The following is a 19,533-nucleotide window of genomic DNA, read 5'->3' as shown; positions in this document are numbered from 1 at the left end:
AGAAGACTATTCGCGAAGCCCGATGTGGAGGTTATACAGCTGGGAATACTTCCCGTTATTGGCCATAAGCTCGTCGTGGGTGCCCATTTCCGCGATCTTTCCTTCTTCAAGAACGATAATGCGGTCGGCTTTGCGTACGGTCGAGAGGCGGTGCGCGATGATGAAGGTCGTGCGCCCCTTCATAAGCTCTTCGAGCGATTTGGTGATGTATCGCTCGGTCTCTGCATCAAGCGCCGAGGTCGGCTCATCAAGTATAAGGATGCGCGGATTCCGGAGCATAGCGCGCGCGATGGCGACGCGCTGCTTCTGTCCGACCGAAAGCTTGATGCCCCGCTCCCCGACCTCCTGCTCGTATTTCATCGGGAACTTGTCGATAAATACGTCAGCATGCGCGCGCCTGGCTGCGAGCTCCACTTCGGAATCCGTCGCGTCCGGCCGTCCGTACCGGATATTGTCCTTGATGCTCGAGTTGAACAGCACGACTTCCTGCGGGACGATGGCGATGCGGCTCCGGAGTTCCCGGAGATTCACCTGTCGGATATCGTGCCCGTCGATCAGGATCCTGCCTTCGTTTGCGAAATAGTAGCCGGAGATAAGTTCGGCGGTCGTCGATTTGCCGACCCCCGTCTCGCCGACGAACGCAACGACCTCGCCTGCTGTGGCTGTAAAAGAAACGCCTTTCAGTATCTCCGGCTGATCCGCCTCATATCTGAAATGGACGTCGTCGAACTCGACATCGCCGCGGACATCCGGCAGGCGGATGGCATTGAGCGGTTCGTAGTTTTCCGGTTCCGTGCCAAATACGATTTCGAGCTTTGCCATCGTCACGAGCGCGCCCTGTACGGTCTGCCACTGCCGCCCAAGGGACACGAACGGGCCGATAATCATCCCCGCATACGCGTTGAAGGCTATGAGCCCGCCGATCGTGAGCTCGCCGCGCGTGATAAGGAAGGCGGAGAACAGGAAAATCACCGTCTGGGTAAGAGTAACGACGATGCGCTGGGAGAAGTTAAGATTGCTCCAAAGTTTCTCCAAACGATAGTACATCGGCACGGCCTTGCCGAGCAGGCCGTCTATGATTTGTTTTCCTTCATACTGCTCCGCCCCGGCCTGCTTCACGGTATGCACGTTCGTATACGCATCGGCCGCGTCGCCGTACGCTTTATTCCAGATCTCGATGCCCTTTTCCTGATAGTCGTTCGTCGCCGGAAGGATATAGAGAAGCAGGAAGCAGTACACCGCGACTCCGGCCAGGAGTACGGGCGCGAGCATCGGCTGGATCATGAACGAGATGACGACGCCGATAAGGATGGTCAGGAACTGCGGCGCAAGGGACAGGCCGAGGTTGACGAGCGAACTCAGCATCCACCCGCCGCGGTCGATAAGGTTGCTTATCTCTCCGGACCGGTGCTTTTTGTGGTAGTTGACCGGGAGCGTGAGCAGGTGGGCGAAAGCCCGCGCCTGCACTCCCGCATGCAGCTCGGTAGTAAGCAACTGGCTCTTAAGGTCGGATACCCAGCTTATGACGTTCGTGATTATCTGAGTGAGCAGCCACACGAGAAGCAGTACGAGCCACAACGGCAGGCTCTCCGTCGCAACGACGACCGAATGGTAGGGCGGAATGAGGGCGTCGAAGAAGCGGCCGGTGATATAGGGGATGACGCCGTTCCCGACCGCGAAGAAGATCTCAATGGCCGAAAGCCACATCAGGGGTGTTTTGTACGGACGAAGCTGGCGCCACAGCGCCGTTTTCTTCTCCTGCCACGTGAATGTAGGCTTTTCCTCTTCTTTCATATCGTAATTATAGCATAAAATTGCGCTCTAGCAAAATACCGGACGCGATGCCCATCTATCGGGAAAGGAAGAAAAGTCCGACCAGGGGAGCGATAAACCAATAAAAGAAGAGGCCTTTGGGCGCGAAGAGCGTATCGAGGAGCGGCGGCAGGTTCACGACTGCCGTCGCGCCGAAGACGTGATAGAGCATGGCGATGATGAACCCGAGCGCGAGAAGCCCGAGGATCGCAAGCGGCGCGAAGCTGCGGGAGAAGCTCGCTCCCATGAATCTCTTGAGCACGGGAAAAGCCACCGCTACGGCAAGAGCATAGACGCCAAGCGTGAGCGCGAGCTTTATTTCCGGCGTACCGCCCCAGGAAAGTACCGTCGGGAGATAGGGAAAGACGGCATAGAGCGCGTAGCCGGTATACAGCGACGATATGAACGCGTTCATGCGAACATTATAACCCTTCCGATTTCAGTTCCTCCACCGCCTTCCTCGCTTTCGAGGATAACTTCTTCGGAAGCGTGACCGAGGTGCGGATCAGAAGGTCTCCGCGCTGTCCCCCTTCCACGGGCACTCCCTTGTCGCGGATGCGGAGCACTTCCTCGGTGCGGCTCATGGCTGGCACTTTCACCTCGAGCGTCTTCCCTTCTATGGTTTCGACGGAGACCGTAGTGCCCGTGAGCGCGTCGGTGAGTTTCAGGGGGAGCTCCATGACGAGGTTCGCGCCATCCTTGCGGAACACCGGATGCGGCTTTACGTGGATCTTCACGTAAAGGTCTCCGGCAGCCCCTCCTTTTATGGCTTCCCCTTGCTGCGGGAGACGTACCATCTCGCCATTATCGATTCCCGCAGGTACCTGGATCTGTATCTCCTCTTCCTGCCGCTTCACGCCCTTGCCGCCGCACGCGTGGCATTTTTCCTTCGGGATCTTTCCCGTACCGTCGCAGTGCGCGCACGTACGCACGCTTGAGAAGGTACCGAGTATCGAGTTGCGGGTTTCATGGACGCGTCCCGAACCGCCGCAGGTCTTGCAGGTCTCAAGCTCGGTACCGGGCTTCGCTCCGTTCCCCTTACAAACATCGCACTGCCCGACCTTGGCGATGAGCACCGAACGCCTGGTGCCGAGCACCGAGTCCTTGAAGGATACTTCGATGTCGATCGAGATATCGCGCCCGCGCGGCGCCCGCGCGGCCCTTCTGCCGCCGAAGAGGTCGCCGAAGCCCTCGAACATGTCGCCGAAGTCGACATTCTCGAATCCCCCTTGCTCGAATCCGCTGAAATCGAATCCGCCGAATCCTCCCGCCTGCCCGGCGCCGGGGCCTCCTCCCGCAAAGCTTCGCCCGTATGAATCGTATTCTTTCCGCCGCTTCTCGTCGGAAAGGGTCGAGTATGCTTCCGTGATCTCCTTGAACTTCGCCTCGTCGCCTCCTTTGTCCGGGTGGTGCTTTTGCGCGAGCTTCCTGAAGGCCTTCTTGATATCGTCCTGGCTCGCGTTCTTCTCGACGCCCAGAGTTTCGTAGTAGTTTTTTGCCATATGAAAAGTATACGCCTCTTCACGGGCGCGCGCAAAATCGTGCGGCAATACAGAAAGGCGGCCAAGCGGCCGCCTTTCGCGGAAAAACTGTCGTGTCCGGGATATCGTTACCAGACCTGCCACCATTTGTGCGGATAACAGTAGACGGAGGAGTCATCCGGATCGTCGCAGACCGGAGACGTCACCGGCCTTTCGCTGGTGAAGAAGTTGAAGAGCGGCTCCACCACCAGATTGTCCGCGATGATCACCAGCACAATCCCGAAAACGATGGCAAAGATGATGTCTGAGAGCTTTCCGGAAGGAACAGAAGCCTTGTTCCCTTCATTTACTGAAGCATGTGACATGGCAAACTCCGCGTTGTGTTGATCCGGGACTATTTATACAGTATACAGTGGTAACGTGTCAAGACCCGCGAAGAGCGGGTCTTGATTTCCTTCACTCGTACGATCGTTTCTATTCCTTCTCCTTGAATTCCGCGTCGGTCGCGCCTGCTTCCGGCGGAGGGGTTTGATTTCCTGCGGGCGGCGTCTGCGCTTCCTGCGCCTTCATCATGGCTTCTCCGATCTTCGAAAGCGACGCCGAGAGCGCCTCGCTTGCGGACTTGATGGCCGGGAGATCCTCTCCGGCATTCGCCTGCTTCACGAGTACGATTTTCTCGTTCACTTCCGTGACGACCTCGGCTGGCGCTTTGTCTCCGGCATCCTTGATCGCCTTCTCGGCGGTATAGGCCATCTGCTCGCCGAGGTTCCGGGCATCGATAAGTTCTTTCTTCTTCTGGTCTTCGCCCGCGTGCGCTTCCGCGTCGGCTTTCATTTTTTCGATGTCCTCCTTCGAGAGCCCGGTCGAGCCCTCGATGCGGATGGACTGCTCCTTGCCCGTGGTCTTTTCTCTGGCCTTCACCGTGAGAATACCGTTGGTGTCGAGGTCGAAGGATACTTCGACCTGCGGCATGCCGCGGGGTGCCGGAGGAATGCCGTCGAGCATGAATTTGCCGAGCGACTTGTTGTCCGCGGCCATCGCGCGCTCGCCCTGGGTCACGTGTATCTCGACCGAAGTCTGATTGTCTGCGGCGGTCGAGAAGGTCTGCGAACGGCTCGTCGGGACGGCGGTGTTGCGCTCGATGAGCTTGGTCGCGACGCCGCCCATGGTTTCGATCGAAAGCGAGAGCGGGATGACGTCCACCAGAAGAATATCCTTCACGTCGCCCTGGAGGATTCCGGCCTGGATGGCCGCGCCGATAGCGACTACTTCATCCGGATTCACCGAAAGGTTCGGCTCCTTCCCGAAGAGCTTCTTCACTTCCTCGAGGATTTTCGGCATGCGCGTCTGGCCGCCGACCATCACGATCTCCTGCACGTCCGAAGGCTTGAGGCCAGCGGCTTCAAGCGCGCGCTTGGTGATATCGATCGAGCGGGTAACGTATTCGTCCGCGAGACTCTCCAGGGTAGCGCGCGTGATCTTGAGAAGGAGATGCTTCGGCCCGTCCGCGCCCGAGGTGATGAACGGAATGTTGATTTCCGCCTCCGCGGAAGAGGAAAGCTCCTGCTTCGCCTTTTCCGCAGCCTCATCGAGGCGCTGGAGGGCAAGGGGATCCTTCGTGACGTCGATGCCGCTCTCCTTCTGGAACTCTGCCGCGATATGCTTCACGAGCTTCTGGTCGATGTCACGGCCGCCCATGTGGCTGTCCCCGTCGGTCGCCTTCACTTCGATCACGTCGTCCCCGACTTCGAGCACCGACACGTCGAAGGTGCCGCCGCCGAAGTCATACACCACGATCTTCTCGTCCTTCTTCTTATTGAAACCGTACGCGAGCGCCGCCGCGGTCGGCTCGTTGATGATGCGCTTCACGTCGAGCCCCGCGACCTGGCCCGCCGCCTTGGTCGCGTTTCGCTGCGCGTCGTCGAAGTACGCGGGAACGGTGATCACGGCCTCCGTGATCTTCTCGCCGAGCTTCGCTTCCGCGTCCGCCTTGAGCTTGCCGAGGATCATCGCGCTTATCTCCTCCGGGCGGTAGTCCTTGTCGCCAAGATGCACCACGACGCCGCCATCGGCGCTCGCCTTCACCTCGTACGGTACGATGCCCGTATCCCGCCGGACCGCTTCGTCCTGGAAGCGGTGGCCCATGAAGCGCTTGATGCCATAGACGGTATTCTTCGGGTTCGTGACCGCCTGGCGCTTGGCGAGCGTCCCGACGAGCCGCTCGCCGCTTTTGGAGATTGCGACCACCGAAGGGGTCGTGCGGGCGCCGTCCGCGTTCTCGATGATGCGCGGCTTGCCGCCCTCCATGATCGCCATCGCGGAGTTCGTGGTACCGAGGTCTATGCCGAGGATTTTTGCCATTGTGAAATAGGTTAAGGATTTGCCCTTATAAATACGCCCGCTCGCGCAGATGCTTTTATTTTACTCCCCGCAACCGGCTATGCAAGATGCGCAACGCGCACCTTCGCCGGACGAAGCACACGTTCGCCCATCCGGTATCCCGGCTCAAGCACCGCCGTGATTGTTCCGTCTTCGTCCGCCGATGCGGCCGTATCGCTTCCGAGCGCTTCGTGGAGCGCCGGGTCGAACGTATCGCCTGCGGCGCCAAACGGGACGAGACCGAGCTTCGCGAACCCCGTTTCAAGCTGTTTTACGATGCCCGCGAAACTTTCCGGAAGCTCTCCCGAGGCTTTGGCCCGCTCGAGGCTGTCGAGCGCGGGGAGAAGCGCCTCTGCGGCTCTCGCGGCTCCCCGTGCGGCGGCTTCCGTCCGCTCCTCGTCGAAGCGCTTCTGCGCGTTCGCGTAGTCGGCCTTGGAGCGCTGCCAGCCGTCGAGGTATTCCTGCTTCTCCTTTTTAAGAGCCTCAATCTCCCTCTTCAACTTTGCGACTTTCCCGGCAGCGCCCGTTTCATCTGCGGCGTCCGTGTCTTCCCCCTGCGCACGGCGGTTCTCCGCGGCTTCCGCGTCTATTTCGAATTCATCTCGTTCGTCCCGCATGTCCTTAGTTATTTAGGGATTTCAGTAGTGACCCACACGTCGTCTTCCCGGCACACGTATTGGATATGGTCGTATCTCGTTCCGGTTTCCGAATTGGTCGTTTCCCTGGAGCGTCCGGCATCCGCTTCCATCGGCTTTCCGCATTTCGGGCAGTTCATGGTATTTATACGGTAACGGGCGAGCGGGAAATTATTTCAACCGGAATGCCGGGGATCGTATTCCTCGCAAGATCTCCCTTTGCGAATTGATTTGAAGCGGCGAGCATCTCTATGCCGAGAATATGCCCGCGCTTGTCGAGATCGATGATAACGTCTCCGCTCATTTCGACGGTCTTCGCCACTTTCCCTTTCCGCAACGTCATATATGCCGCGTCCGCCAGTTTGTCGTAGGTGATTTTCATAAGTAGTATGCCGTAATTACGAAATAATCGTTCTTGCGGTTCCGGATTCTGCCTTGCGAGTATACTACTACGATCCTTACGCCCGCATCAAGTCTTTTCCAAACCTTAACCGTTCCCTCTCCGGCACCGCGCTTTATATCCGGCTCCCGGATTGTCTGCTTGATATGTTCGGTGCTCAGCGCGCGTTCGAGAATTCTGAACCTGCAGTTCATCGTAGCGAAACAAGATAAGACGGGGATAAAGGCTTCCGGGGAAACACTCCCGAACTAACGCTTGCTCCACTGCGGAGACTTGCGGGCCTTCCGAAGTCCCGGCTTCTTGCGCTCGACAGCGCGGGGGTCGCGGCGCAGGTATCCGGCGGTCTTAAGCGTACCGCGCATGCCCGCCTCTTCCTTGAGGATCGCGCGGGAAATCGCGTGGCGGACGGCTTCCGCCTGGGCGGCGACGCCGCCTCCGGAGACGCGCGCGGAAACCGCATAGGTACCGGCGAGATCCTTTGCCGAAAGCGCTTCCTCGGCGACTTTGGTGCGTTCCATGGTCTTGAAATAGTCTTTCGCGCTCTTGCCGTTCACGGTCACGCTCGCCGTATCGGCTTTCGTGATCCGAACCGAAGCGGTCGCAGTCTTCCTGCGTCCGACTGCCGCGCTGTATTTGGTAGAGTCAGACATAAATAAAGTTAGTCGATGATGGTAAGCAGCTTCATGCGGCCCTTGCGCAGTTTGTTGCGCGGGATCATGCCGTCGATCGCCTTCCGGAGCACCTCGCCCACTCCCTTCTTCTCGATCATCTCGGCAAGGCCCTGGACCTTGAGGCCGCCCGGATAGCCGGTGTAATGGGTGTACTCCTTTCCGGCGACGCGGCGCTCGGGAAGCGAGAGTTTCGAAGCGTTCGTGATGGTCACGGTGACCGGAAGGATCTGGTTTTTGACGAAGTGCGCGGACTTCTTGCCCATGAGCATCGAAGCGGCTTCGCTTGCGACGCGTCCGAGCGACTGATTCCTGGCATCGATGGTGTACTGTTTCGGTTCCATGTTAGACGAAAGCTATATAGGCGGTCATGCGGCCGTTTGCGGTCGCCGGGCGCTTCACGATGCGGGTATAGCCGCCGTTCGTTTCCGCATAGCGCGGCGCGAGCGTCGTGAAGAGCTTCTTGACGGCCTCGGGGCTCCCGAGCCTCGAAGAGATAAGGCGGCGGTTCGCGACCGTATCAGCTTTCGAGCGCGTCACGAGCTTCTCGATGAAGGGACGGAGTTCCTTCGCCTTGGCCTCGGTCGTCGAGATGCGTTCCTCGAGGATAAGGGCGCGCGCAAGAGACCGGACGAGCGCGGCGCGCTGGTTGTCTGGTCGGTTGAACGCACGTCCTTTGTTGTTGTGTCGCATGGCTTTCCGTGTACCCGCCGTATCAGTCCTTCTTAAGCGCGAGACCGAGGGAGTTTAGCGCACTTTCTATTTCCGCGATAGCCTTCTCGCCGATGCCGTCGAGCTCCTCAAGGGCGGACGCGCTTTTGCGCGCGAGGCCCGCGGCGGAACGGATGCCCGCATCCGTAAGGGCGGAGGTGACGCGGGCCGAAAGGCCGAGATCCTCGACTTTCATTTTTGTCGAGTCCGCCGTTCCTTCCGAAGAAGACTCCGCCTCGAGCTTCACCTCGGGGCTCGGTGCCGCTTCCTCCTGGAAGCCGATAACCGACTTGAGCTGGTGGATCATGATCTCGATCGAGCGCTCAAGCGCCTCGCGGGGAGCGATAGTGCCGTTGGTCTCGATGAGGATGCGAAGGCGATTGAAATCGGTGCGGTCGCCGACGCGCATGTTCTCGACTTCGTAGTTCACGCGGCGGATAGGCGTAAAGGTCGCATCAAGCGCGATCGCGCCGATGTCGACTTTCTCTTTGGTAAGGACTTCGCGCGGGACATAGCCGAGGCCGCGCTCGATCGACGCTTCGAGTTCGAACGCGATCTTGCCCGAAACGTCGGCGATGTGCTGCTCCGGATTCGCGATCTCCACCTGGCTCGGGAGCTTGAAATCGGCCGCCGTGACGTGCTTTGGCCCCTTTACGGAAAGCGAGATGGTCTGCGGCTCGTCGGTGTGGAGCGTGAAATGCACGCGCTTGAGGTTGAGGAGCACTTCCATGACCGACTCGCGCACGCCTTCCATCGTGGCGAACTCGTGCGGCACGCCCTCGATCTTGACCGAGGTGACGGCCGCGCCCGGAAGCGAGGAAAGGATGATGCGGCGGAGGCTGTTGCCGAGCGTGTGGCCGTAGCCCGGATACAGCGAATCGATCTCGTACATGCCCGCCATCCCCTCTTCGGAGACGATGCGCGGCTTGCTTGGCAGTGTGATGTGGTGTTCCATAACTCAATCGTATTACCTAGATTATTAAATTAACGGCTGTAGAACGAAAGCACGGCGAGAAGGTCGCCTGCTGGATCCGCCGAAGCGGCGGTCGGCATCTCCTTCACGCCTCCCTCCATGGTTTCCGGATTGAAGGTAAGCCACGAAGCGAGCGGGCTCTCGGCGAAGCGCTCCTTGAATCCTTCGAAAAGGACGGACTTCCGGCTTCCCTCGCGGACCTTGAGGACGTCGCCCGGGCGGATCATCGCGGAAGGGACGGTGATGCGTTTTCCGTTCACCGTCACATGCCCGTGGGATGCCATCTGGCGGGCACCGCGGCGCGTCTTCGCGAGTCCCAGACGATAGAGCACATTGTCGAGCCGGAGCTCAAGCGTCTGGTGGAGCCGCTCGGCCGGGTTGTGGCCGGACTCTACCGCTTCGCTCACGTAGCGGCTGAACTGCCGTTCCCCGACGCCGTACGTCACGCGCACCTTCTGCTTCTCGAGAAGCTGCTTGCCGAACTCGGAAGCGCCGCGCGGACGGCCCTTGCGTACCTTTCCCTTGCGCTCGGCGGAAATCGCGAACTTCTGCGTCTGCGCTTTCTCGAACACGCTCGCCCCGAGGCGCTTCGCTATCTTGTATCGTGGTCCGGTGATCATGGTGATGGATTAGACGCGGCGGGCCTTAGGCGGGCGCGGGCCGTTATGAGGAATCGGGGTCGCGTCCTTGATGGCGCGGATCTGGATGCCTTTCGCCGAGAAGCCGCGGAGCACCGACTCGCGCCCGGCGCCGATGCCGCGGATGATAACGCTCGCCTCCTTGACGCCGATCGCCGCAGCCTTCTCGCCGAGGAGCTCGCCCACTTTCGTCGCGGCGAACGGAGTCGACTTGCGCGCGCCCGCAAAGCCGAGAGCTCCCGCGGAAGAAGAGATGACCGCGTTTCCTTTCTCGTCGGTGAGGACGGCCTTGGTATTGTTGAAGGTAGCCTCGACGTGGAGGACGCCGCGCTCGAGGCGGCGCTTCGAAACCTTGGAGAGGGCGCGCTCCTTGCGTCCCTGGTCCATGCCGCGCCCGCTCTTCTTGATGATTCGTTTCTTACCCATGATGATTTAGTGGTGCGTACGATTAAGTCTTCTCGAGCGTGCGGCGTCCCGATCCCATGGTCTTTCGCACGTTCCCGCGCACGGTGCGGGAATTGGTCTTCGTGCGCTGGCTTCGCACCGGCATGTGCCGCTCGTGGCGGTTGCCCCTCCATGAACGGATATCCTTAAGGCGCTTTATGTTCTGTCCGATTTCGCGGCGCAGTTCCCCTTCGATCGTATACCCTTCGGCCAGGGAGCGGACTTTCTGCTCCTCGTCCGACGAGAGCTCGCTTCCTTTCTTCGTTGCCGGGATGCCCGCTTTCGCGAGGATATCGAGCGCGCGGGTAGGGCCGATGCCGTAGATAAGCGGCAGCGAGTAGGCGAGCTGCTTGTCGTCTGGGATGGATACGCCGGCGATACGCATAGGTAGTACTTAGATATTCAAAATTAACCCTGACGCGCCTTTCGTCTCGGCTTCAGCTTGTTGATGCGATAAAGACGCCCGCCGCGGCGGACGAGCAAATCTCCAGGCTGCTGCTTTTTAATAGATGCGCGTACTTTCATGTGTGTAATTAGCTGAGCCTTCTCACGATGCGCGCCCTTCCGCCGTACGGATCGGTCACGAGCTCGACCGAATCCCCGACGAGGACGCGGATGCGGTGCAGCCGCATCTTCCCCGCAAGATACGAGAGCTGGAGCTCTCCGTCCGGCATCCTGACCCGAAATAACGAGTTAGGGAGCACCTCTTCAACGGTGCCTGTTACCGGTTCTATACCTCCCGTATCTTTCATGCGATGCGTTTTCTATCCTAGCAAGAGCCCGGGATACCGTCAACTGCCGGACGGCGGGTTAACTACCACGTCGATGTCTTTGGGGTCTCCCGGGAAGGCGCCCGTCCAGAACGGCCGGAGCACCAGAAGCGCCCGCTTCACTTCGGGGAAGCCCGAAAGCACCACTTGCGCGGCTTCACGGGTCTTTCCCGCGACCGCCGAGGCGATGCGCGCCGGATCCACGGTCCAGACGATCGTGGTATTTCCCGAGAGCGTGAAGTCGAAGGTCGTCGCGCCTTCCGCCGGGGCTCCGGTCGAAGGGGTGAGCACGAGCTTCCCCGCGTCCGGGATGTTCACCGGCTCGCCGTTATAGCCCGGGAGCACCTGCGCGGCGATCGCGGAGGCAAGCGGCGCGGACGGGAATACGACGGCGGTCGCGGTGCCCTGCTCCTTCACATCAACCGACGTGCCGTTCGCGCCCGCGGCGTTCGGAAGGTCCTGATACGAAGTGAACGTCGCGCCGGGAAGAAGCACGTATCCGGCAGGGATTTCCGCCTTAAGCGCGGTTACAAGATCGCCCTGGAGCGCGGTCTTGAGAGTTCCCCGCGCGGTGTTCGCGGTCGCCTCCGCGACCTTCGGGCGGGTACCCGTGAACCCTCCGGCCATCGGGCCCGATGATTTTGCCGTGACGGCGGTGAACGCCGGAGAGCCCGCAAGGCCCGGAAGCGTGAAAGTCGTCGCGCCGATGTTATAGCTTTCTCCCGCGGCGTCGGCATAGAGCGTCGCGGTTACGCTTCCCGGCGTATTCGCGTCCTTGGCGGCAGGAACGACGATCGGCGCATGGATACGGAAGATAAGCCCGGCCGGAGTCTCGAAGCGGGTATTGGTAATAAGCCGTTGCGGGGTCTTTTGGGTGTTGAACACGGTCGCGGTACCTTGCGCCGCCTGATTCACCGTCTCGGTTCCTTCTCCCGGCACCGACTGCGTGCCGATTTTCTGGACTGATATCACTTCAAACGGCAGCGCCCCTCCCGAAGCGGTCGCGCTATAGGTTCCGGCGACGGCGACCGTGTCGCTTGACGGGTCGATCGTCACTTTCGCCCCGGAGAAAAGATAGAGTGCACCCACCGAAAGGGCGATGATGACGAGCGCGATGAGCGCGGTCGCGTACGGGAAGCGGCGCGGGGACGGGCCGCCGTACATCGGCTGCTGCGGAGGCGGAGCCTGCCGGTATGAAGCTTCCGGGGGAAGCGCGCCTTCCTCTTCCATCTTGCGCCTGCGCGAGGGCGGGATGATGTCGTTAAGGGTTCGCGGCATAGGTACGATGATTATGCGTTAGATAACGCTTGAAAGTATATCACGCCCGTTATGCAAGCACTGCTTTGATGCGGCGGACTCCTGCGGAGGAAGCCTCCTCCTTCTGGATCTTGAAGCGCTTTCCGCCTTCGCCAAGCTCTCTCGTGTTTGCCACGTGCGGCCCGCCGCAGAACTCAAGCGAAAATGCTTCGCCGATCTTCGGGTCAGCCTCGGTCGCATCTTTTGGCCCCACGGAATATACCGAGACCATATCCGGATATTTCACCCCGAATTCCATTTGTGCGCCGAGCTTCTCGGCCTCTTCCTTCGGCATCACCGTTCTTGTCACCGGCAGTTCCTGCGCGGTGATCTCGTTCACAATGTCCTCGGCTTCCGTAAGCTGCTCCGGCGTCACCTTCTGTCCGTATGAAAAATCGATGCGCAGGCGCTCGCTCGTGATATTGCTTCCCCGCTGCTTCACGTCAGGCCCGAGAACTTTCTGAAGCGCCGCAAGGAGAAGGTGGTGCGCGGTGTGGTATTTGACCGTCTGTTCCGAATGGTCGGCAAGTCCTCCGGCGAAACGCTGCGCGCCTCCCGCGCGGGATTCTTCCTGATGCTTGGTCATCTGTTCGTTCACTTTCTTCATATCAAGCGCGATGCCGCGTTCCTTCGCGATCTCCTCGGTGAGTTCGAGCGGAAAGCCATAGGAAGTGAAGAGGGTAAAAGCATCGATGTCGCTCCCCATCTTCTCAAGCTCCCGCATGCCTCCTGCGAGCGTCTTGCGGAACCGCTCCTCTTCTTTCGCGAGATCATCCCGGATCGCCTCGCTTGCGGCGAGCACATGAGGATACTGTCCCGCATACGCCTCGCCGTATCCTTTAGCTACATCCGCGAGCACTGCGTCCTTGATTCCGAGCCGGTCGGCTTCACGTATCGCGCGGCGGATAAGACGGCGAAGTACGTACCCCGCCTCGGTGTTCGAAGGGGTAACGCCTTCCGCGAGCATGAAGGACGCGGCGCGCATATGATCGAGGATAATGCGCATCGAGCGCGTCACGCTCTCTTCTTCCGCGTATTTCTTCCCGGTCCTGGACTCAAGCACTGTCCGCGCCGCGTCGAAGACATCGATGAGGAAAGCGTCCGGGGTGCCAAGCGTGGCGAACGTGAGCCGCTCGAGGCCCCCGCCGAAGTCGACGTTCTGCTTCGGAAGGTTCGAGAACGATCCGTCGGGGTTCTTGATAAACTGCATGAAGACCGAGTTCCCGATCTCGACGAAACGACCGCAGTCGCAGTTTGGATGGCAGTTCGGACCCCATTTCGGGTCATGAGGAAGCCCGAAGTCGTAGAAGACTTCGGAATCCGGGCCGCCGGGTTCTCCGGGAGGCATGTTCGCCGGAACCCCCGCCCTGCTCCACCAATTTTTCTTCGCGTCATAGGCAAAGATACGGTCGTTCGGACCCATTCCTTTTTCATACCCCGCCTCTTCGCTTCCTATATCCGAGAACGCCGCATCGATCCCCTTGGTTTTGAAAAGCTCCTTCCATATTCCGACCGCTTCCATATCGGCCTCCATTCCAGCCTCTTTGTCGCCTGCGAAAACGGTGACATAGAGCTTCGCGGGATCGAGCCCGAGTCCTTCTTCCGCGCTTGTGAGGAATTCGAAGAACCACGGAAGCTGCTCCTTCTTGAAATAGTCGCCGAGCGACCAGTTGCCGAGCATTTCGAAGAATGTCGTGTGGCGGTTATCACCCACTTCCTCGATGTCTCCCGCGCGGAAACTCATCTGGGAATTCGCGACGCGTTTCCCGGCCGGATGGTCTTTGCCGAGAAGGTACGGAACGAGGGGCTGCATGCCGCTACTGGTAAACAAGGTGGTGGGGTCGTTCCCGGGAACGATGGGCGCGCTCGGGATGATCGCGTGTCCGCGCTTCTCGAAGAATTTCAAATATCGGCTTCGCACTTCGGAAACGATCATGGTCTCGAAAAGATATCATGAATGCAAGAACCCGCCCACATCTCGTTGAATTGAGATGGGGCGGGCTTCATTGTCTCGTTTACTTGCGCAAACCTTCGCAGACGATCGTAGCTGAAAGGGTGCCTGCGAACACCGCAATCAACTCAAACCAATGAGTGCCCAAGGCTCCTCCTCCTTCGACGGCATAAAGCAATGCCGCTGTCGTAGCCGGTGCACCGAGCAGTGCAAACAATATCCTCATCGATCTTGCGCCACTCTGGCGCCTCCTCAGGGTTACCGTAAATATAGTAGTTGGAAGTTGATATCTTGTCAAGCTCTTAGCGATTCCCTACACATTCGGCTAAGATATCCGCATGAAACAAACACGAAAGCATTGGGGATTCGACGTGCGGGGCATGGATACGAACGTTCGCCCGCAAGACGACTTCTTCCGCCATGCGCATGGTACGTGGCTCAGGAAAGCGAAAATCCCGGCGAACGAGTCCCGCTGGGGAACCTTCTCGACGCTTCGGGCGGAAACTGACAAGCAACTCAAAAAGCTTGTCGAGCGCATAGCCCGCGGCCGCTATGCTGCCGGTTCTCCGGAACAGATGATCCGCGACTTCTATCGCTCGGGTCTTGATGAAAAGAGACGGGAGAAGCTGGGAGCCGCTCCCCTTGCGCCGTGGCTCTCCCGTATCGGGCGCGTTCAAACCACGGAAGACCTCCTTTCTCTCACCGCGGAATTCCACACACTCGGAATCGGAGTCCTCTGGGGCGGCATGATCGACCAGGACCTGAAGAACAGCGAACGATACGCCCTCTATCTCCAACAGGACGGACTCGGCATGCCCGACCGCGATTATTACCTCAAGGACGACGCCGAATCGAAGCGCGTGCGCGGCGCATACGTCCGGCACATCGAAGCCATGCACAGGCTGCTCGGACTTTCTCCCAAGGATTGTACGACCGCGTCCGAAACCGTCATGCGTATCGAAACGATGCTCGCCAGGGCTTCCATGAAAAAGGAACTTGCCCGCGACCTTGAGAAAACCTATCACAAGGTTTCTCCGTCAGCGCTCCGGAAGATCGCTCCGGGCATCGACTGGAAGCGATATCTGAATTCCATCGGCGCGGCGTGTTCCGGCGACCTCATCGTTACGCAGCCCGGATTCCTGAAGGCCGTAAACGGCATGCTTAAGACGGTGCCGCTCGCGGATTGGAAGGTCTATTTCCGGTGGCACCTTATAAACGACTTCGCCGGTGCGCTTTCACGCGCATTCGTACGGCAGCAATTCGCGTTCTACGGGAAAACCCTCATGGGCAGCAAGCAGCTTAAACCGCTGTGGCGGCGCTCGCTTGCGGCAACCAGCGGAAGCCTTGGAGAGCTTCTCGGGCAAGCATACGTGAAGGAGCACTTCACGTCCGAAGCGAAACTTCGCATGAACGGTCTTGTGGACGATCTTTTTGCAGCATACGAGAAGCGGATCAAGTATCTCGACTGGATGACTCCGGACACCAAAAAGAAAGCGGTACGGAAGCTCAGCCAGATGAACCGGAAGATCGGATACCCGGATAAGTGGCGTTCGTATCGCGGATTGGTCGTCCGGACGGACGACTATTTCGGGAACCTCGTGCGTTCTGCAAAGTTCGAACACCGCCGCGAAATGAAGAAGCTCGGCCGTCCGATCGACCGCAGCGAATGGGGTATGTACCCGCAGACCGTGAACGCGTACTGCAACTTCAACATGAACGAGATCGTATTCCCTGCCGGGATTCTCCAGCCGCCGTTCTTCGATCTCTCGGCGGATGATGCCATAAACTACGGCTGCATCGGCGCGGTCATCGGGCACGAAATAACGCACGGCTTTGACGATCAAGGATCGAAGTTCGACGGGAAAGGAAACATGCGGGCGTGGTGGAGCAAGGAAGACCGGAAGCGGTTCATGAAAAAGGCGAAGCTTGTCGAGAAGCAGTTTGATCAGTACCGGGTCGCGGACGGCGTGCCCGTAAACGGCAAGCTCACGCTCGGAGAGAATATCGCCGATCTCGGCGGCGCATCCATCGCCTTCGATGCGTACCAGGCCGCCCTTTCGCGTACCGGGAAGCGCGAGGCTATCCAGGGCTTTACGCCCGAGCAGCGGTTCTTCCTCGGATTCGCACTGTTCGAGCGGGAGGTTGTGCGCCCGGAGTTTGTAAAGATGCAAGTTCTTACCGATCCCCACTCTCCGGGAGAATTCCGAATCAACGGTCCCGTCTCGAACCTTCCGGAGTTCTATGAGGCCTTCGGCGTGCGTAAAGGAGACAAGCTCTATCGGGAGCCGAAAGAGCGGGCAAGGATCTGGTAGTCACTTAAAGGGCTCCGAACGTTATCCGTTCACGCTCATACGCACGCTTGAAACGCTCAAGGAGCGGCCCCGAAAGGCGCTTCCGCGCCTCTTCAAGCACCGCGCCGTGGTACCAGAGGTAGCTTTCTGGTTTTTGAGAAAAACGGGCAAGGAGGGCGGCTCCTTCGCGACCGAACGCAGCGACCTTGGATTCTATGTTGTCGATTTTGTCGGCGGCAGAAACCATAAGCGCTCCGTCCGGCCCGTCTTGAAGTTGTTTGACACATAACTCTTTCATAGCCCGCCAAGAAAGTTGCTCGCCATTCAGCCCCAGCTTAGGTTCCGTTACCGCTTCTACAAGCCTCAATACCCGTGACCCGAACGCCTTCTCCAATTCTTCGGGCGTAGTATCCGTATCCTCAAGCGTATCGTGGAGAAGCCCGGCGATCACGACCTCATCGCCCGCTCCGCCTTCCGCAAGGAGCAGCGCGACCGAAAACAAGTGCGTCACGTACGGAAGCGGCTCCGCCTCGGCGCGGAACTGCCCGTGGTGCTTGCGCGCGGCGAACTGTATCGCCTTCTTTATTTCCGGAGTGTGGTTCATGCGCCGAGTATATCGAAATACTAGAGCCAGTCTATGGGAGCCTCTCCTTGTTCGATAAGGTATTCATTCGCCTTTTTGAAATGCCCATTCCCAAAAAATCCGTTCGCGGCGGAGAAAGGCGAGGGGTGCGCCGACTCGAGCACCAGATGCTTCGTACGATCGATATGCGCGCCCTTCTGCTTCGCATAATTGCCCCAGAGCATGAAAACCAGATGCTCCCGTTCCTCGGAAAGGACCCGCACGACGGCATCGGTGAATTTCTCCCAGCCTTTACCCTGGTGCGAGCCCGCGAGCCGCGCGCGTACCGTAAGGGTGGCGTTAAGGAGAAGCACACCCTGCACTGCCCAGCGCGAAAGGTCGCCGTCGGTGTGTACCAGGGGCTTCCCGAATTCGTTCTCTATTTCTTTGAAGATATTCTGAAGCGACGGCGGTACGGCGATATTCGATTCGACGGCAAACGAAAGCCCATTCGCTTGTCCCGCCCCGTGGTACGGGTCCTGGCCGAGAATTACAACCTTCACCTTCCCGAACGGACACAGCTCGAACGCGCGGAAGATGTTCTTCGGGAGCGGATAGACCTTCCCGCTTTTGTATTCGCCCCGCACGAATTCGGCAAGCTCCTTGAAGTACGGCTCGTCGAATTCCCCCGCGAGCTTATCCTTCCAGGACGGGTCGATTTTCACTTCCATAGCTTGCAGTATACAAGCAAGCGCGCCCCGGGAAACGGGACGCGCCAGGAACTTGAATATGCTAATGACGGGTTTCGGTTTCCACAGCTTCGCGCATGCAGGATCCGAAACTCTCGACCTGCTGCGCGAAACTTTGTTGGGAAAGCGGCGCGCCGCGGGCCTTGTCTCTCTTAAGCACTTCGACAGTTTGGATCCGCAAAGCTTCCATTTCCCGGGGCGAACCGGTATCGGCAGCGAGGATCTGGATATGGTCGAGTTTTCCATCGTGCCTGGCATCCGTGTACACGGTGGCGATGGTTCCGGAAACGGCTGCAAGTACGAAGGCGTCTTCCCCGAAGCTCCCGGCGAACGTAGCGACGGGAATATCTCCTCCAAGGTACGGCTGGAATAACGTGCAGCCGATTGTGACAGGAGTATGGCAGTCTTTCTTCAAGTTGTTGCGCCGCATACATGCCTGCATGACGGACACTCGAAGTTTTTGCGTAGCGGCGTACAGGACGGCAACCCGGGCTCCCGCAGGGGCGGGTTGCTGAGGTGCCGGGCTGCGGACTTTTGCATCCGCGGAGACGGCAATAAACGCAACAAAAAACAGCACCGTACGGATGATAAGCATGTCAATCTCCCTTCTATCGGTCCGACCGGACCAATTGCGCCACGGAGTGTGCTTTCTCCGAAGGGAAGATTAACACCGCCTTGCGGGCGGTCAATCGCTTATGCACCTGTGGCTTCCTAAAGCGCGCCCTCCGTCCTCAAAAGCGCGCGTTTCTTCGCTGGGCCTCCACGGTTATATTCCCCGATCTTGCCGTCCGCGCGGATAACGCGGTGGCACGGCACGGTCTTATCATAGTTATTCGACATCACGGTGCCCACCGCCCTCGCAGCTCCCGGGCGTCCCGCTGCCGCGGCGATTTGCCCATAGGTGCGGGTCTGCCCTTTCGGAATCTTCCGCACGATGGCCCTTACCCGCTCCGCAAAATCAGCTTTCTTCATATCCCCCAATATTACTTCCCTCTCGCCTTTTTCTGAAGCGCCAACAGCTTCTTTCCGGCATGCTCGCGGTACGGGCAGTATTCGCAGGTCTCTCCGACGGGTGGAATGGCATCCGAGTCGAGCGTTTCCTTGATCCTCGGCAGCACTTCGTCTATCCAGGCCGTATCGCCTTCGCAGGGCACGACGGTAACCTCGAACTCGAGCTTTCCGTCAAACGCATCCTCGTCCGAACTCGCGTTCGCGTACACGAAATAACCGGTGTTCGACACGGAGAACCCGTTGTTCTTTAAGAGCCATTGATACACGCCCATCTGGCGCTTGTATGACCCTTCCCAGGAGGAATCCGAAAGCGAGGTGATCGTTCCATTCTTCGATGTCGCCTTATAGTCGACGACGATCAGCTCGCCTTTGGAGTTGACCCATATATCGTCGACGGCTCCCGATATCCGGAAGCCCGTCGGCTCATGGAGATATTCGATGCCTTCGAAATTCTCGCGCCAGGTATCGAGCTTGGCATGCGCGTACGGAACGGCATCTATCCCGTAGCGCTCCATGAGCGGGTGCGCGCTCGCGTTCGCACGGTGCGCGTCGAACTCCTTCTTGAGGAGCGCGTCGACGGCGATGTTGAGCGTGAACGCGGGGCCGCGGGGACGCCCGGTACCGAGCTTGTTGTCGAGATAGAAACAGCGCGGGCATTCGTTGAACAGCTCTATCTTCGAGCGGGAGAGCCGCCATTTGCCCCCGCCATAGTTCCAGTCGGCGCTCCGGTTCGGGTTGTATTGCTTCTTGAAATCGGCCATG

Annotated in this window: 25 protein-coding genes; 1 reads left to right on the top strand and 24 read right to left on the bottom strand. The window is 59.2% G+C overall.

Annotated elements, in window-relative coordinates:
• Nucleotides 1-6: 6 nt before the first annotated feature.
• The 19 genes from WDN10_00645 to WDN10_00555 all read right to left on the bottom strand — a co-directional run bounded on the left by WDN10_00645 (nucleotide 7) and on the right by WDN10_00555 (nucleotide 14,143).
• Entirely contained in the window at nucleotides 7-1,794 is a 1,788-nt protein-coding gene (locus tag WDN10_00645) for an ABC transporter ATP-binding protein (protein MEJ0053223.1), read from the bottom strand.
• Nucleotides 1,795-1,849: 55 nt separating this feature from the next.
• The gene (locus WDN10_00640) at nucleotides 1,850-2,227 is read right to left on the bottom strand and encodes a hypothetical protein (protein ID MEJ0053222.1); all 378 of its coding nucleotides are present in this window, start codon (nucleotides 2,225-2,227) and stop codon (nucleotides 1,850-1,852) included.
• A 7-nt stretch (nucleotides 2,228-2,234) separates the two neighbouring features.
• On the bottom strand, nucleotides 2,235-3,314 hold the full coding sequence (dnaJ, locus tag WDN10_00635) for a molecular chaperone DnaJ (GenBank protein ID MEJ0053221.1): 1,080 nt from the start codon (nucleotides 3,312-3,314) through the stop codon (nucleotides 2,235-2,237).
• Between the two features lie 107 nt (nucleotides 3,315-3,421).
• A complete protein-coding gene (locus tag WDN10_00630; GenBank protein ID MEJ0053220.1) occupies nucleotides 3,422-3,658 on the bottom strand; it encodes a hypothetical protein in 237 nt (78 codons plus the stop codon).
• A 109-nt stretch (nucleotides 3,659-3,767) separates the two neighbouring features.
• Complete coding sequence (gene dnaK / locus WDN10_00625; protein MEJ0053219.1) at nucleotides 3,768-5,654, bottom strand: molecular chaperone DnaK; 1,887 nt, start codon at nucleotides 5,652-5,654, stop codon at nucleotides 3,768-3,770.
• Between the two features lie 77 nt (nucleotides 5,655-5,731).
• Nucleotides 5,732-6,289, bottom strand: coding sequence for a nucleotide exchange factor GrpE (locus tag WDN10_00620; GenBank protein ID MEJ0053218.1), 558 nt, complete (start codon nucleotides 6,287-6,289; stop codon nucleotides 5,732-5,734).
• 8 nt (nucleotides 6,290-6,297) lie between these two features.
• A complete protein-coding gene (locus WDN10_00615; protein MEJ0053217.1) occupies nucleotides 6,298-6,447 on the bottom strand; it encodes a hypothetical protein in 150 nt (49 codons plus the stop codon).
• Between the two features lie 5 nt (nucleotides 6,448-6,452).
• Nucleotides 6,453-6,689 (bottom strand): DUF2283 domain-containing protein, encoded by a 237-nt coding sequence (locus WDN10_00610; protein MEJ0053216.1) that lies wholly within the window; start codon nucleotides 6,687-6,689, stop codon nucleotides 6,453-6,455.
• 266 nt (nucleotides 6,690-6,955) lie between these two features.
• The gene (gene rpsI, locus WDN10_00605; GenBank protein ID MEJ0053215.1) at nucleotides 6,956-7,357 is read right to left on the bottom strand and encodes a 30S ribosomal protein S9; all 402 of its coding nucleotides are present in this window, start codon (nucleotides 7,355-7,357) and stop codon (nucleotides 6,956-6,958) included.
• An 8-nt stretch (nucleotides 7,358-7,365) separates the two neighbouring features.
• Nucleotides 7,366-7,719, bottom strand: coding sequence for an uL13 family ribosomal protein (locus tag WDN10_00600; protein MEJ0053214.1), 354 nt, complete (start codon nucleotides 7,717-7,719; stop codon nucleotides 7,366-7,368).
• A gap of 1 nt (nucleotide 7,720) precedes the next feature.
• Nucleotides 7,721-8,068 carry a 50S ribosomal protein L17 gene (gene rplQ, locus WDN10_00595; protein ID MEJ0053213.1) on the bottom strand — a complete coding sequence of 116 codons (348 nt, stop codon included), beginning with the start codon at nucleotides 8,066-8,068 and terminating at the stop codon, nucleotides 7,721-7,723.
• Nucleotides 8,069-8,090: 22 nt separating this feature from the next.
• Nucleotides 8,091-9,041 carry a DNA-directed RNA polymerase subunit alpha gene (locus WDN10_00590; GenBank protein ID MEJ0053212.1) on the bottom strand — a complete coding sequence of 317 codons (951 nt, stop codon included), beginning with the start codon at nucleotides 9,039-9,041 and terminating at the stop codon, nucleotides 8,091-8,093.
• Between the two features lie 29 nt (nucleotides 9,042-9,070).
• Complete coding sequence (gene rpsD, locus WDN10_00585; protein ID MEJ0053211.1) at nucleotides 9,071-9,679, bottom strand: 30S ribosomal protein S4; 609 nt, start codon at nucleotides 9,677-9,679, stop codon at nucleotides 9,071-9,073.
• Between the two features lie 9 nt (nucleotides 9,680-9,688).
• On the bottom strand, nucleotides 9,689-10,084 hold the full coding sequence (gene rpsK, locus WDN10_00580) for a 30S ribosomal protein S11 (protein MEJ0053210.1): 396 nt from the start codon (nucleotides 10,082-10,084) through the stop codon (nucleotides 9,689-9,691).
• Between the two features lie 61 nt (nucleotides 10,085-10,145).
• Entirely contained in the window at nucleotides 10,146-10,526 is a 381-nt protein-coding gene (gene rpsM / locus WDN10_00575; protein MEJ0053209.1) for a 30S ribosomal protein S13, read from the bottom strand.
• Nucleotides 10,527-10,549: 23 nt separating this feature from the next.
• Nucleotides 10,550-10,666 (bottom strand): 50S ribosomal protein L36, encoded by a 117-nt coding sequence (locus WDN10_00570; GenBank protein ID MEJ0053208.1) that lies wholly within the window; start codon nucleotides 10,664-10,666, stop codon nucleotides 10,550-10,552.
• An 8-nt stretch (nucleotides 10,667-10,674) separates the two neighbouring features.
• On the bottom strand, nucleotides 10,675-10,893 hold the full coding sequence (gene infA / locus WDN10_00565) for a translation initiation factor IF-1 (GenBank protein ID MEJ0053207.1): 219 nt from the start codon (nucleotides 10,891-10,893) through the stop codon (nucleotides 10,675-10,677).
• Between the two features lie 39 nt (nucleotides 10,894-10,932).
• Nucleotides 10,933-12,189 carry a hypothetical protein gene (locus WDN10_00560; protein ID MEJ0053206.1) on the bottom strand — a complete coding sequence of 419 codons (1,257 nt, stop codon included), beginning with the start codon at nucleotides 12,187-12,189 and terminating at the stop codon, nucleotides 10,933-10,935.
• Nucleotides 12,190-12,238: 49 nt separating this feature from the next.
• Nucleotides 12,239-14,143 (bottom strand): alanine--tRNA ligase, encoded by a 1,905-nt coding sequence (locus WDN10_00555; GenBank protein MEJ0053205.1) that lies wholly within the window; start codon nucleotides 14,141-14,143, stop codon nucleotides 12,239-12,241.
• A 353-nt stretch (nucleotides 14,144-14,496) separates the two neighbouring features.
• On the opposite strand from WDN10_00555, the gene WDN10_00550 reads away from it, so the two are divergent.
• Nucleotides 14,497-16,470: a M13 family metallopeptidase gene (locus WDN10_00550; protein MEJ0053204.1), complete on the top strand. Its 1,974-nt coding sequence runs from the start codon at nucleotides 14,497-14,499 to the stop codon at nucleotides 16,468-16,470.
• A 4-nt stretch (nucleotides 16,471-16,474) separates the two neighbouring features.
• On the opposite strand, the gene WDN10_00545 is transcribed toward WDN10_00550, so the two are convergent.
• The 5 genes from WDN10_00545 to WDN10_00525 all read right to left on the bottom strand — a co-directional run bounded on the left by WDN10_00545 (nucleotide 16,475) and on the right by WDN10_00525 (nucleotide 19,532).
• Nucleotides 16,475-17,053 (bottom strand): HD domain-containing protein, encoded by a 579-nt coding sequence (locus tag WDN10_00545; protein ID MEJ0053203.1) that lies wholly within the window; start codon nucleotides 17,051-17,053, stop codon nucleotides 16,475-16,477.
• A 20-nt stretch (nucleotides 17,054-17,073) separates the two neighbouring features.
• On the bottom strand, nucleotides 17,074-17,742 hold the full coding sequence (gene ung, locus WDN10_00540) for a uracil-DNA glycosylase (GenBank protein MEJ0053202.1): 669 nt from the start codon (nucleotides 17,740-17,742) through the stop codon (nucleotides 17,074-17,076).
• 61 nt (nucleotides 17,743-17,803) lie between these two features.
• Complete coding sequence (locus tag WDN10_00535) at nucleotides 17,804-18,190, bottom strand: hypothetical protein (GenBank protein ID MEJ0053201.1); 387 nt, start codon at nucleotides 18,188-18,190, stop codon at nucleotides 17,804-17,806.
• Nucleotides 18,191-18,471: 281 nt separating this feature from the next.
• A complete protein-coding gene (locus WDN10_00530) occupies nucleotides 18,472-18,732 on the bottom strand; it encodes an MGMT family protein (protein MEJ0053200.1) in 261 nt (86 codons plus the stop codon).
• A gap of 11 nt (nucleotides 18,733-18,743) precedes the next feature.
• Complete coding sequence (locus tag WDN10_00525; protein ID MEJ0053199.1) at nucleotides 18,744-19,532, bottom strand: PD-(D/E)XK nuclease family protein; 789 nt, start codon at nucleotides 19,530-19,532, stop codon at nucleotides 18,744-18,746.
• Nucleotide 19,533: the final 1 nt, after the last annotated feature.

Source organism: bacterium, from assembly GCA_037200965.1.
Taxonomy (GTDB): domain Bacteria; phylum Patescibacteriota; class Minisyncoccia; order Phycocordibacterales; family Phycocordibacteraceae; genus C7867-001.
This window is presented reverse-complemented; position numbering and strand designations above follow the sequence as displayed.